This is a genomic window from Kitasatospora sp. NE20-6 (assembly GCF_045862635.1).
In genome coordinates, this window is sequence record NZ_BPRL01000009.1 from 77,309 (window position 1) to 89,985 (window position 12,677).

Sequence of the window (12,677 nt, forward strand, 5' to 3'; positions counted from 1 at the left end):
GATTTCCCCCAGGCCCGGTGGTGTGACCGTCCGGGCGGATCTGCCGGTTGTCGTGCGGACGAAGTGCCCCGGGGATTTTATAGGACGCCAACGGTGGCCCTTGAAGGCCCGTGTGACGGTTGAATCACGAAGGCCGGGGCCCCCGATCCCGAACCGGGGCAAAGGGGGCAGTGGGCGGGCAGGGCGGTTCGGCCGGGTGGAAATGCCCTAGCATTCCGCCACATGAGCGATGGGACGGGTGCACCGCAGACGCCGAACACTCCAGGGGGACAGCCGCCGCAGCCGTTCGGCGTCCCGCAGCAGGGGGGGAATCAGCCGGGAGCCGGCTCCCCTCCGCCCTTCCAGCAGCCCCAGTGGCCGCCGGTGCACCACATGCTCCCTCAGCCCGCCGAGCCCGACTGGCAGCTGCTGGCGCAGCAGCACGAGGAGCGGGCGAAGCGCCGGCGCCTCCTCATCGGTGTGGGCGTCGGTGCAGGCGTCCTCGTCCTGGGGGGAGGTGCCGTTGCCGCGGTCCTGCTGACCCGGGGCGGCGACCCGGCGCCGACTTCGACGGCGTCCGCGAGCGCTTCGCCCGGCAAGGGCTCCCCTTCGCCCGCACCTGTGTCCAGCGCGCCGCTCAAGCCCGCCGTGTCCGCCAACCAGCTGTTCGGCAAGGCCGCCTTCGACCTGGGCGGTCACAACTACGTCCGGAAGACCGTCATCACGGACATCCCGTGCTGGAAGGCGTCGGCCTTCGGCCTCGGTGACGTGCTGACCGCGAACAACTGCTCCCAGGTCATGCGGGCCACCTATTTCTCGGGCAGCACGGCGATCACCGTGGGCGTCGCCGTGTTCAAGAGCGAGGCCGAGGCGCGCAAGACCGAGAACGCCTTCAAGGGGCAGATCCAGTCGCTGGACGGCAAGGACGGCGTCAACAAGTTCTGCCGCAACGTGGCCTGCCCGACGACGCATGCCGTCACCGGCCGCTACGTCTACCTCACGGTGGCAGGACCGCTCAACGGGTCGGCCGGGGACCAGAACCCGATCGCGCGGACGGCGGGGCAGGAGCTGGCAACGTACTTCGGCGAAGCCCTCGCCAAGGACGCCGGCGCAGACAAGGGCTGACGGATGACCATGAGCAGCCGGTGGCTGCGCGCTGTCGTGTGCGTCCTGCTGGTTGCGGTGGCCTCGGCCTGTTCCTCCTCGGCGGGGGGCCCGCGGATGCAGGTCGCGCCGACCCGCCAGGCCGACAAGGTGGCGCAGGAGGTGCAGCCGCCGGCGGCTGCGGACATCAGGCGTTCCGCCGGCCAGTACTTCGGCGTCAGCACCTTCCGGACGCCCTCGGCCGAGGAGACGGCGGCGGTCGCCGCCGCGGCCGGGCAGAAGCCGACGATGCTCCAGTACTTCCTCGACTGGCGGAAGGAGTTCGACCCGGAGACCGTCCGCGAGATCTACCACCAGGGTGCCGTTCCCATGCTCACCTGGGAGCCGGGGGACGCTCCGTACGACGCGAGCCAGCCGTGGTACGCGCCCCGGCGGATCACCTCGGGAGACTTCGACGCCTACATCACCCGCTTCGCCCGCTCCGTGCGCGACCAGCGGTGGCCGGTGGTGCTGCGGTTCGCCCACGAGATGAACGGCGACTGGTATCCCTGGGGCAGCAACGTCAACGGCAACCGGTCCGGCGATCTCGCCGCCGCCTGGCGGCACGTGCACGACGTCTTCGCCCGCGAGAAGGTCGACAACGTGATCTGGCTCTGGAGCCCGAACGTGCTTCGCGGCACCACGGCCGACCTCGCCCCGCTCTATCCGGGCGACGACTACGTCGACTGGGTGGGCATGGATGCGTACGGCTTCGGTGAGGCCACCGCGTCGGAGGTGCTCGACCCCACCTACGCGGCCCTCCGGAAGATCACTTCCAAGCCGTTGATCATCGCCGAGACCGGGGCGAGGCCGGGGACGGGCAAACCCGCCTGGATCGCAGACCTCTTCCGGTGGCTGAAGGCGCACCCGCAGATGCTCGGCTTCGTCTGGTTCGAGCACAGCGTCGCCCAGGGCGGCAAGTTCGACTACCGCTTCGCCGCCGACCCCGAGGCCCGCGCGGCCTTCCGGTCGGGGATCGCCACTCTCCCCCTCCGGCGGTGGCCGGCGGCACCGCAACCCTGAACCGGGCGGACGGCGGCGCCGCACCCGGGGTCAGAGCTTGCGGAGCAGGGCGCGGCGCACCTTGTGGTCGCCGCCCTTCTGCAGCACCAGGGTCGCCCGGCCGCGGGTCGGCAGGACGTTCTCCACGAGGTTGGGCTTGTTGATGGTGCGCCACACCTGGCGGCCGTAGTCCATCGCCTCCTCCTCCGGCACCTCGGTGAAGCGGCGGAAGTAGGAGCTCGGGTCCTGGAACGCCGTCTCGCGCAGTTTGCGGAAGCGGTCGAGGTACCAGGTCTCGATGTCGTCGGTGCGCGCGTCGACGTAGATCGAGAAGTCGAAGTAGTCGGCGACGGCCAGGCGGGTGCGGCCGTCGCTGCCGGGCAGCGCGGGCTGCAGCACGTTCAGGCCCTCGACGATGAGGATGTCGGGGCGCTCCACGGTGAGCCGCCGGTCCGGCACGATGTCGTACACCAGGTGCGAGTAGACCGGGGCCGTCACCCGCTCCTTGCCGGCCTTCACGTCGGCGACGAAGCGCATCAGGGCCCGCCGGTCGTACGACTCGGGGAACCCCTTGCGGGCCATCAGGCCGCGGCGCCGCAGCTCGGCGTTGGGCAGCAGGAAGCCGTCGGTGGTGACGAGCTCCACCCGGGGGTGCTCGGGCCAGCGGGCCAGCAGGGCCTTCAGCAGACGCGCGGTGGTCGACTTGCCGACCGCCACCGAGCCGGCCACGCCGATGACGAACGGCGTGCGGATGCGTTCGGTGTCCGGGGTGTCCAGGAAGGTGCCGACGGTGCTGCGCAGCTCGTGCGTCGCATGGATGTACAGGTTGAGCAGCCGGGAGAGCGGCAGGTAGACGTCGCGCACCTCGTCGAGGTCGAGGGCGGTGCCCAGGCCGCGCAGCCGTTCGACCTCCTCGGCGGTCAGGGGCATCGGGGTGCGCTCGCGCAGAGCGCTCCACTCGGCCCGGTCCAGATCCACGTACGGGGAGGGGGTGGGCGCCTGGGTGGGGGCGCCCCGCGTACAGAGTTCGGTCAGCACATCCTCCATTGTGGGCCGAAGCGGCCCCGGCGGGTGCTGTGGTGTCGGTCACGCGCGGTTGCCGGACGGCGTGGCCGGGGTGAGCGGCATGCGTGGGCTGCGTGAACGGAACGCCGCATATGCTGGCACGCATGTGCGGAATCGTTGGATATGTGGGGTCCCAGACGGCCCTCGACGTAGTGATCGCAGGTCTGCAACGGCTGGAGTACCGCGGGTACGACTCCGCCGGTGTGGCCGTGCAGACCCAGGGGCTCGACGGGCAGTGGAGCCTCGCCACGGACAAGCGGGCGGGCAAGCTCGCCAACCTTGAGAAGTCGCTGGCCGAGACCCCTCTCCCGGCCGGCACCACGGGCATCGGCCACACCCGGTGGGCCACCCACGGCGGTCCGACGGACGCCAACGCCCACCCCCACCTGGACGACGACCGCAAGGTCGCGGTCGTCCACAACGGCATCATCGAGAACTTCGCGCAGCTGCGCGCCGAGATCGCCGGGCGCGGCCACACCCTGCGCTCGGAGACCGACACCGAGGTCGTCGCCCACCTGCTGGGCGAGGCCTACGACGGTGACCTGGCGGAGGCCATGCGGGCCGTCTGCCGCCGCCTGGACGGCGCCTTCACCCTCGTCGCCGTGCACGCCGACGCCCCGGACGTCGTCGTCGGCGCCCGCCGCAACTCCCCGCTGGTCGTCGGCCGCGGCGAGGGCGAGAACTTCCTCGCCTCCGACGTCTCCGCCTTCATCGCGCACACCCGTGAGGCGATCGAGCTCGGCCAGGACCAGGTCGTCGAGCTGCGCCGCGAGGGCGTCCTCGTGACGAACTTCGACGGCACCCCGGCCGAGGTGCGCGAGTACCACGTCGACTGGGACGCCTCCGCCGCCGAGAAGGGCGGCTACGACTACTTCATGCTCAAGGAGATCGCCGAGCAGCCGAAGGCCGTCGCCGACACCCTCCTCGGCCGCATCGGCACCGACGGCCGCCTGCACCTCGACGAGCTGCGCATCCCCGACCAGGTGCTGCGCGAGGTCGACAAGGTCGTCATCGTCGCCTGCGGCACCGCCTTCCACGCCGGCATGATCGCCAAGTACGCGATCGAGCACTGGACCCGCATCCCCTGCGAGGTCGAGGTCGCCAGCGAGTTCCGCTACCGCGACCCGATCATGGACGACCGCACCCTGGTCGTCGCCATCTCGCAGTCCGGCGAGACCATGGACACCCTGATGGCGCTGCGCCACGCCCGCGAGCAGGGCGCCAAGGTGCTGGCGATCTGCAACACCAACGGCTCGACGATCCCGCGCGAGTCCGACGCGGTGCTCTACACGCACGCCGGCCCGGAGGTCGCGGTCGCCTCGACCAAGGCGTTCCTCACCCAGCTGGTCGCCTGCTACCTCGTGGCGCTCTACCTCGGCCAGGTGCGCGGCACCAAGTGGGGCGACGAGATCGTCGGCATCATCCGCGAGCTCGGCGACGCCCCCAGGGCCATCGAGCAGGTGCTGGAGACCATGGAGCCCGTCCGCGAGCTGGCGCGCTCGCTGGCCGACGCGAAGTCGGTGCTCTTCCTCGGCCGCCACGTGGGCTTCCCGGTCGCCCTGGAGGGCGCGCTGAAGCTCAAGGAGCTCGCGTACATGCACGCCGAGGGCTTCGCCGCCGGCGAGCTCAAGCACGGTCCGATCGCCCTGATCGAGGAGGGCCTGCCGGTCGTCGTGGTCGTGCCGTCGCCGCGCGGCCGCTCGATCCTGCACGACAAGATCGTCTCCAACATCCAGGAGATCCGGGCCCGCGGCGCGCGCACCATCGTGATCGCCGAGGAGGGCGACGAGGCGGTCGTGCCGTACGCCGACCACCTGATCCGCATCCCGGCGACCCCGGTGCTGCTCCAGCCGCTGGTGTCGACGGTGCCGCTGCAGGTGTTCGCCTGCGAGCTGGCCACCGCCAAGGGCCACGAGGTCGACCAGCCGCGCAACCTCGCGAAGTCCGTCACCGTCGAGTAGCCGACGTCCGGCACGGGGCCCCTGCGGCGGCTGCGCCCTACCGCAGGGGCCCCGTGTCGAGCGCGAACGAGAACGGGGCCGGCAGGTCCAGCGGCTTGCCGAACGACACCTGGACGTGCGCGGTGTAGTCGCCGTCCTCCGGGTCGGTGAAGAGCACCACGTCCGCCCTGCTGCGGTCGATCAGCAGGTAACAGGGCACACCCGCAGCTGCGTAGCCCCGGCGCTTGGCCTCCCGGTCCCTGGCCGGGTTGGTGGACGTGATCTCGAAGACCAGCAGCACGCCCGACGCGTCCGCCCACGGCGCGCTGTCCTCGAAGTGCCCCACCGGGCTGAGCGTGCCGTCCGGGACGAACCGGCCGCCCGGGGTGACGAGGCCCTTCGTCCCGGCGAGGTCGAGCTCGACCGCGGATCTGCGCATGAACTGCCGGTTGAGCAGTGCGAACGCGGTCTCGTGCGATCCGTCCGGCGGCGGTGTCACGACGATCTCCCCTTCGATGAGCTCGGCCTTGAAGCCCGGCGGGGTGTCCAGCTCCAGGAACGCGCGGAGCAGGTCGTCCGCAGGCAGCGGGTGCTCGACGGCTGGCATGGCGACCATGGCCCTTCTCCCTCCTGCCGATCGGTGCCGCACCGCACGGTAGGCGTACGGACCGGTCCGGGAGGGTGATCGAAGCGGTACTCACCCGAAAGTGTGCCGTACAGTCCCCGGCATCGGACGGTGTCGGACGGTGTCGTGAAGGAGTGCGCGGGTGATCATCGGGGTCGGCATCGACGTCGCGGAGATCGAGCGGTTCGGGGAGTCGCTGGAACGCACCCCGCAGCTCGCGGACCGGCTGTTCACCGAGGCCGAGCTGCACCTGCCGTCGGGCGCCCGCCGCGGCACCGCCTCGCTCGCCGCCCGCTTCGCCGCGAAGGAGGCCCTCGCGAAGGCGCTCGGTGCGCCCGCCGGCCTGCACTGGACCGACGCCGAGGTGCACACCGAGGACTCCGGCCGGCCCGTGCTGCGGGTCACCGGCACCGTCGCCGCCCGCGCCGCCGAACTCGGCGTCCGTTCGTGGCACGTGTCGCTCAGTCACGACGCGGGCGTAGCGTCGGCGGTAGTGATCGCCGAAGGCTGACGCGCCGCCGGGCGCGTCCGAGGAGGGCCCCGCATGCGCCACGCACACACCGCCGAACACGTCCGCGCCGCCGAGGCCGCCCTGATGGCCCGCCTCCCCGAGGGCACCCTGATGCAGCGCGCCGCGGCCGGCCTCGCCGCGACCTGCGCCCGCCTCCTGCCCCGCGTGTACGGCGCCCGGGTGCACGTCCTCGCCGGCAGCGGCGACAACGGCGGTGACGCGCTGTACGCCGGTGCCGCGCTCGCCCGCCGCGGCGCCCGGGTCTCCGCCGTCCTGCTGTCGCCCGGCCGCGCGCACCCGGGCGGCCTCGCCGCGCTGCGCGCCGCGGGCGGACGGGTGACCGCCGGGCCGGACGGCCCCGCCGCGTTCGAGCGGGCCGACCTCGTGCTCGACGGCATCGTCGGCATCGGCGGGCGGGGCGGGCTGCGGCCCGAGGCGCAGCCGTACGCGGTGCTGCCGCGGCGCGGCCGGCTCGTCGCGGTCGACGTGCCCAGCGGTGTCGACGCGGACACCGGCGAGGTCGCCGGGGCCGCCCTCCGCGCCGACGTCACGGTCTGCTTCGGCACGTACAAGCCCGGGCTGCTCGTCGACCCGGGCGCCTCGTACGCCGGGGTGGTGCAACTGGTCGGGATCGGCCTCGACCTGCCGGAGCCCGCCGTGGCCGCCCTCCAGCACGCGGACGTCGCGGCGCTGCTCCCGGTGCCGGGCGCGGAGAGCGACAAGTACCGGCGGGGCGTCGTCGGTGTCGCGGCCGGGTCGGCGCGCTACCCGGGGGCGGCGCTGCTCGCCGTGGCGGGCGCCCTGCACGGCGGCGCGGGCGCGGTGCGCTACGCGGGCACGGCCGCCGCCGAGGTCGTGCGGCGCTTCCCGGAGGCCCTGGTGACCGGAGGCGGTCCCCGGGACGCCGGCCGGGTGCAGGCGTGGGTGGCGGGCCCGGGCTCCGGGGAGGGCGCCGCGGACGTGCTCGGCGAGGCCCTGGCCTCGGACGTGCCCGTGCTGGTCGACGCCGACGGTCTCACCGAACTCGCCCGGACCGGCCCGTCCGCGCTGGCCGGGCGGAGCGCGCCCGTGCTGCTCACCCCGCACACCGGCGAGGCCGCCCGGCTGCTCGCCGGGGCCGACGGGGGGCCGCCGCCCGCCGCGGACGACCTGGCCGCGGCCCGTCTCGCGACCGCCCGGCGGATCGCCGCCGCCTACCGGGCGACCGTGCTCCTCAAGGGCTCCACCACGGTGGTCGCCGCGCCCGACGGTGCCGTCCGGGTGAATCCGACCGGCACGTCCTGGCTGGCCACCGCCGGCAGCGGCGACGTGCTCTCGGGCCTCGCGGGGGCGCTCCTCGCCACCGGCCTCTCCCCGTTCGACGCCGCCTCGGCGGCCGCGTACCTGCACGGGCTGGCGGGCCGGGCCGCCGCTGACGGCGCGCCCGCCACCGCCCTCGGCATCGCCCGGGCGCTGCCGGCGGCCTGGCGGGCGGTCCGTACCGGTCCGAACGCCTGACCTGGGCGGAACCGTCCGCTCCGTACCGGCCCGAACGGCCGAACGGGGCGGAACCATCCGTTCCGTTTCGGGCGTCTTCCCCTGACGACCGCCGTGCCCGGCCGGGGTCGTGAGCCGGGCAGCGGCGCCGGTCTGGGAGACTGATACGCGATGACAACTGCGAAGACGACCGGGACCGCCGCCCTGACGAACGGGGTCCGCGCCGAGGCCGCCATCGATCTGGCCGCCCTGCGCGACAACCTCTCCGCGCTCGGGGCGCGCACCGATGCCGCACTGATGGCCGTGGTCAAGGCGGACGCCTACGGCCACGGCGCGCTGCCCTGCGCCCGCGAGGCGATCGCCGCGGGCGTCCGCTGGCTGGGCACGGCCACCCCCGAGGAGGCGCTGGCGCTGCGCGCCGCCGGCATCCGCCCCGAGCAGGCCCGCATCCTCTGCTGGCTGTGGACACCGGGCGGCCCGTGGCAGCAGGCGCTGCGCTCGCACGTCGACGTGGCCGTCAGCGGCCTGTGGGCGCTCGACGAGCTGCTTCCCGCCGTGCGCGAGACGGGCGTGCCGGGCCGCATCCACCTCAAGGCCGACACCGGGCTCGGCCGCAACGGCTGCCAGCCGCACGACTGGCCCGACCTCGTCGCCGCCGCGCTGCGCGCACAGGCCGAGGGCCTCGTCGAGATCGTCGGCCTCTGGTCGCACTTCGCCGCCGCCGACGAGCCCGGCCACCCCTCGATCCAGGCGCAGCTGGACGGCTTCGCCGATGCCGTCGCGTACGCCGAGGCCCAGGGCGTCCGCCCCGAGGTGCGGCACCTCGCGAACTCGCCGGCGACGCTGCTGCTCCCGCAGTCGCACTACGACCTCGTCCGGCCCGGCCTCGCCATGTACGGGCTGTCGCCGGTGCCGGACGTCGGCGGCCCCGCCGACTTCGGGCTGCGCCCGGTGATGTCGCTGACCGCCCGGCTGGCCCTCGTCAAGACGGTGCCCGGCGGCCACGGCGTCAGCTACGGCCACCACTACACGACCCCGGGCGACACCACCCTGGGCCTCGTCCCGGTCGGGTACGCCGACGGCATCCCGCGGCACGCCTCCAACACCGGCCCGGTGCAGATCGGCGGCAAGTGGCGCACGGTCGCCGGCCGGGTCGCGATGGACCAGTTCGTCGTCGACCTCGGCGGCGACGCGCCCGAGGTCGGCACCGAGGTCCTGGTGTTCGGCAGCGGCGAGCACGGCGAGCCGACGGCCGAGGACTGGGGCCGGGCCTCCGGCACCCTCAGCTACGAGATCATCACCCGGATCGGATCCCGGGTGCCGCGCCGCTACGTGGGCGCCGCCGGGGCCGGGACCTCATGACGGAGCCGGCCGGCACCAACCCCGTCGTCGCGGCGGCCCGGGTCGCCGGGTCGGCCTCCTCCGGCGTCAGCCGCGCCGGTCTGATCGGCATCTCCCTGGGCGTGGTCGCGGCCGGTGCCGCCGCCGGCGTGGCGATCGAACGCCTCACCGTCGGCCGGTCGATGCGCCGCCGGGCCCGCGAGGAGCTCGACGCCGCCGCCCCGTACGGCTCGCTGCGCGGCCGCCCGCGCACCGTCGCAGCCCCCGACGGCACCGAGCTCTACGTCGAGCTGGACGGCACCGGCTGGCCCGAACCCGGCGCCGAGCCGCCCGTCCGGCCCGAGGAGGACGGCCGTGCGCGGCGCGGCTGGTTCGCCCGCCGCCGCGGCGGCCCGGTCGACCGCAGCGGCCTGCCCGGCCTGCTCGCCGGCACCGGCGCACTCGCCCGGGCCGCCCAGGGCGCCGCCCCGGGCGCGCCCGGCCCCGCCGCCCCGCCGCTGACCGTCGTCTTCTGCCACGGCTACTGCCTCAGCCAGGACAGCTGGCACTTCCAGCGCGCCGCCCTGCGCGACGGCATGCGGCTGGTCTTCTGGGACCACCGCAGCCACGGCCGCTCGGAGCGCTCCCGTTCGTACCTCGCCGGTGAGCCGGCCTCCATCGACCAGCTCGGCGGCGACCTGAAGGCCGTGCTCGACGCGGCCGTGCCCGAGGGCCCGGTCGTGCTGGTCGGGCACTCCATGGGCGGCATGACGGTCATGGCGCTCGCCGACCAGCACCCGGAGCTGTTCCGCGAGCGGGTCGCCGGGGTCGCCCTCGTCGGCACCCTCGCCGGCGACTGGGACTCCGTCACCCTCGGCCTCCCGCCGATCGGCGCCAAGCTGCTCCGCCGGATCGCCCCCCTCACCGTGAAGCTGCTCGGCCGCCAGGTCGAGATCGTGGAGGCCACCCGACGGTTCGGCGCGGACGTCGCCGCGATCTTCTACCGCCGGTTCTCCTTCGGCTCGAACGACGTCGACCCGCAGGTCGCGAGGTTCGCCGAGCAGCTGCTCGACGCCACGCCGATCGACGTGGTCGCCGAGTTCTACCCGGCGTTCGGCCTGCACGACAAGAAGGCGGCGCTCGCCGCGCTGGACGGCATCCCAGTGCTCGTCCTCGCCGGCACCGAGGACCTCCTCACCCCGCCGTCGCACAGCGAGGACATCGCCCGGGCCCTGCCCGGGGCCGCGCTCGTCGTGCTGCCCGACACCGGGCACCTGCTGATGCTGGAACGCCCCGAAGCGGTCGACCTGCACCTGCTCGAACTGCTCCACCGCGCGGCCGGGCACGCCCACGCCGCCCCGCCGCCCGCCCCGCGCCCCGAACGCTGACCCCTCGCCGCGCGCCGCCACCGGAAGGACACCGACACCGCCATGGGCAACCAGCTCACCCTCACCGTCGCCACCCCCGAGCGGATGGGCCGGCTCGGCCGGGGCCTCGCCGCGCTGCTGCGCCCCGGTGACCTGGTGCTGCTCTCCGGGGAGCTGGGCGCCGGCAAGACCACGCTCACCCGCGGCCTGGGCCTGGGCCTGGGCGTCCGCGGGGCGGTGACCTCGCCGACCTTCGTCATCGCCCGGGTGCACCCGTCGCTGACCGGCGGCCCGGCGCTGGTGCACGTCGACGCGTACCGGCTCGGCGGCGGGCTGGACGAGATGGAGGACCTCGACCTGGACGTCTCGCTGCCGGAGTCGGTGGTGGTCGTGGAGTGGGGCGAGGGCAAGGTCGAGCAGCTCAGCGACGAGCGCCTGGAGGTGCGGATCGAACGGGCGATCGGCGCCGAGGCCGCCGACGACGACCTCGACCCGCGCCGCGTGACGGTGACCGGGCTCGGCGCCCGCTGGGGCGGCGCCGACCTCACGGTGCTGGGCGAGGGCTGAGCCGCACCCGCACCACCCGTCCGGGTGCCTCCCGGCCCGCCCCCGGCCTGCTCCCGGCCGCTCCGCCGGGCGGGCGTCCCGGCCTTCGCCCCAGCCTTCGTCCCGGCCGCGGTGGGCCGACGGTTACCGACACGGTGTCGGCAAGGTGTTGCGGCGCGGCGGCTGCTCGTGATGGGATGGACTCCGAGGTTAGGTCCGCCTAACTAGGGAGGCGCCCCATGTCGAGCACCACCCCCGCTGCGGCACCCACGCCGCAGGACCGGCCCGAGCGGACCGCGACCGCGGCCCCGGCCGGAGTCCCGATGCGGGCACTGCTGGCGGCCTGCGCGTCCGCCGCAGCCGTCTCCACCCCGCCCGCGCGCCCGGCGCCCGCACCGGCCCGCCCGGAGCCGTCCGCCCCGCCGCGGGCCGCCTGACCCGGCGGGCCGCCCGGCCGCCGCGGGACGGCCGCCCGGCGGGCCGCACCTCCGCGGTGCGGCCCGCCGGGCCGGCCCCGCCCGCCCCGCGCACGATCGGAACACCGTCACCATGTCCCACGCCTCCCGTCCGAGGACCCGGCTGCCCGCCGTGGCCGCCCTGGCCCTGGCCCTGGCCGGCTCGCTCGCGCTCACCTCCTGCTCGTCCGGCGGCAGCAGCAGCAACGGCGGCGCCGCCACGGTGCGCAAGGAGAGCCGCAGCTCCGCCTACCAGGGCAGCGTGCTGAGCAAGCACTTCGCCAAGCCCGACCTCGTGCTGACCGACACCTCCGGGCAGCCCTTCGACCTGCGCAAGCAGACCGCGGGCCGCTCCGTGCTCCTCTTCTTCGGCTACACCAGCTGCCCGGACGTCTGCCCGACCACCATGGGCGACATCGGGGTCGCCATGGCCAAGCTGACGGCCGAGGAGCAGAAGAAGATCGACGTCGTCTTCGTCTCCACCGACCCCGAGCGCGACACCCCCAAGGTGCTGCGCACCTGGCTCGACTCCATGGGCACCGGCTTCATCGGCCTCACCGGCGACCTCGCGAAGGTGAAGACCGCCGCCCTCGGCGTCGGCGTCGCCGTGCAGGACCCGGTCGTCAACACGGACGGCACGGTCACCTCCGCGCACGGCGCCCAGGTGCTGGCCTTCCTGCCCTCCGACGACAAGGCCCACCTGCTCTACCTCGGTGACAGCTCGGTGGCGACGTTCGCCCACGACCTCCCGCTGCTCGCCCGGGGGGTGGCGGCGTGAGCCTCGGGTTCCGCCGCTCCGCCCTGGTCGGCGCCGGGCTGGCCACCGCGCTGACCGGCGGCCTGATACTCGTCTCCTGCGGCGCAGGCTCCGGGGACGACGCGGTGCTGCGGGTCAGCGACAGCTACGTCCCGCTGCCCGCCCTGCCGGGCGGCGCGGGGGCGGGCTACCTGACCGTCCGCAACGACGGCGGCGCGGGCGACCGGCTCCTCGCCGTGACCAGCCCGGACGCCGGCTCGGTCACCATGCACACCTCCGGCGCCACCACCATGACCTCGGTCGAGAGCCTGCCGGTGCCCGCGCACGGCGAGCTGGAGCTGGGCCGCGGCGGCAACCACCTCATGATCATGGGATGGCAGAAGCAGCCCGCCGTCGGCGACGTACTCGAACTCGACCTCACCTTCGCCAGGAGCGGCACCATCACGGTCACCGTGCCGGTCAAGCCGCTCACCTACCGGCCCGGGAGCTGA

Annotated in this window: 13 protein-coding genes; 11 read left to right on the forward strand and 2 right to left on the reverse strand. The window is 74.5% G+C overall.

Features of this window, described 5'->3' with window-relative positions:
• The first annotated feature begins 372 nt into the window (after nt 1–372).
• Nucleotides 373–1,104: a hypothetical protein gene (locus SNE206_RS10120; protein WP_407913025.1), complete on the forward strand. Its 732-nt coding sequence runs from the start codon at nt 373–375 to the stop codon at nt 1,102–1,104.
• A 3-nt stretch (nt 1,105–1,107) separates the two neighbouring features.
• Nucleotides 1,108–2,145 (forward strand): glycoside hydrolase family 26 protein, encoded by a 1,038-nt coding sequence (locus SNE206_RS10125; protein WP_407913026.1) that lies wholly within the window; start codon nt 1,108–1,110, stop codon nt 2,143–2,145.
• Between the two features lie 30 nt (nt 2,146–2,175).
• Here the strand turns inward: SNE206_RS10125 and coaA are convergent, their stop codons facing one another.
• Nucleotides 2,176–3,171 carry a type I pantothenate kinase gene (gene coaA / locus SNE206_RS10130; protein ID WP_407913027.1) on the reverse strand — a complete coding sequence of 332 codons (996 nt, stop codon included), beginning with the start codon at nt 3,169–3,171 and terminating at the stop codon, nt 2,176–2,178.
• Nucleotides 3,172–3,293: 122 nt separating this feature from the next.
• Between coaA and glmS the strand changes: the two genes are divergently transcribed.
• Complete coding sequence (gene glmS / locus SNE206_RS10135; protein ID WP_407913028.1) at nt 3,294–5,150, forward strand: glutamine--fructose-6-phosphate transaminase (isomerizing); 1,857 nt, start codon at nt 3,294–3,296, stop codon at nt 5,148–5,150.
• A 37-nt stretch (nt 5,151–5,187) separates the two neighbouring features.
• Here the strand turns inward: glmS and SNE206_RS10140 are convergent, their stop codons facing one another.
• A complete protein-coding gene (locus SNE206_RS10140; RefSeq protein ID WP_407913029.1) occupies nt 5,188–5,745 on the reverse strand; it encodes a Uma2 family endonuclease in 558 nt (185 codons plus the stop codon).
• A gap of 151 nt (nt 5,746–5,896) precedes the next feature.
• Between SNE206_RS10140 and SNE206_RS10145 the strand changes: the two genes are divergently transcribed.
• From SNE206_RS10145 to SNE206_RS10180, 8 genes are all read left to right on the forward strand, one after another.
• Nucleotides 5,897–6,265 carry a holo-ACP synthase gene (locus tag SNE206_RS10145; protein WP_407913030.1) on the forward strand — a complete coding sequence of 123 codons (369 nt, stop codon included), beginning with the start codon at nt 5,897–5,899 and terminating at the stop codon, nt 6,263–6,265.
• A 33-nt stretch (nt 6,266–6,298) separates the two neighbouring features.
• Nucleotides 6,299–7,762 (forward strand): NAD(P)H-hydrate dehydratase, encoded by a 1,464-nt coding sequence (locus SNE206_RS10150; protein WP_407913031.1) that lies wholly within the window; start codon nt 6,299–6,301, stop codon nt 7,760–7,762.
• Between the two features lie 150 nt (nt 7,763–7,912).
• Nucleotides 7,913–9,103 (forward strand): alanine racemase, encoded by a 1,191-nt coding sequence (alr, locus tag SNE206_RS10155; RefSeq protein WP_407913032.1) that lies wholly within the window; start codon nt 7,913–7,915, stop codon nt 9,101–9,103.
• Entirely contained in the window at nt 9,100–10,449 is a 1,350-nt protein-coding gene (locus SNE206_RS10160) for an alpha/beta fold hydrolase (protein WP_407913033.1), read from the forward strand. The genes alr and SNE206_RS10160 overlap by 4 nt, the downstream gene beginning before the upstream one ends.
• A 42-nt stretch (nt 10,450–10,491) precedes the next feature.
• Complete coding sequence (tsaE, locus tag SNE206_RS10165; RefSeq protein ID WP_407913034.1) at nt 10,492–10,995, forward strand: tRNA (adenosine(37)-N6)-threonylcarbamoyltransferase complex ATPase subunit type 1 TsaE; 504 nt, start codon at nt 10,492–10,494, stop codon at nt 10,993–10,995.
• A gap of 218 nt (nt 10,996–11,213) precedes the next feature.
• A complete protein-coding gene (locus tag SNE206_RS10170; protein ID WP_407913035.1) occupies nt 11,214–11,411 on the forward strand; it encodes a hypothetical protein in 198 nt (65 codons plus the stop codon).
• 112 nt (nt 11,412–11,523) lie between these two features.
• Complete coding sequence (locus tag SNE206_RS10175; protein ID WP_407913036.1) at nt 11,524–12,207, forward strand: SCO family protein; 684 nt, start codon at nt 11,524–11,526, stop codon at nt 12,205–12,207.
• A complete protein-coding gene (locus tag SNE206_RS10180; protein WP_407913037.1) occupies nt 12,204–12,677 on the forward strand; it encodes a copper chaperone PCu(A)C in 474 nt (157 codons plus the stop codon). The genes SNE206_RS10175 and SNE206_RS10180 overlap by 4 nt, the downstream gene beginning before the upstream one ends.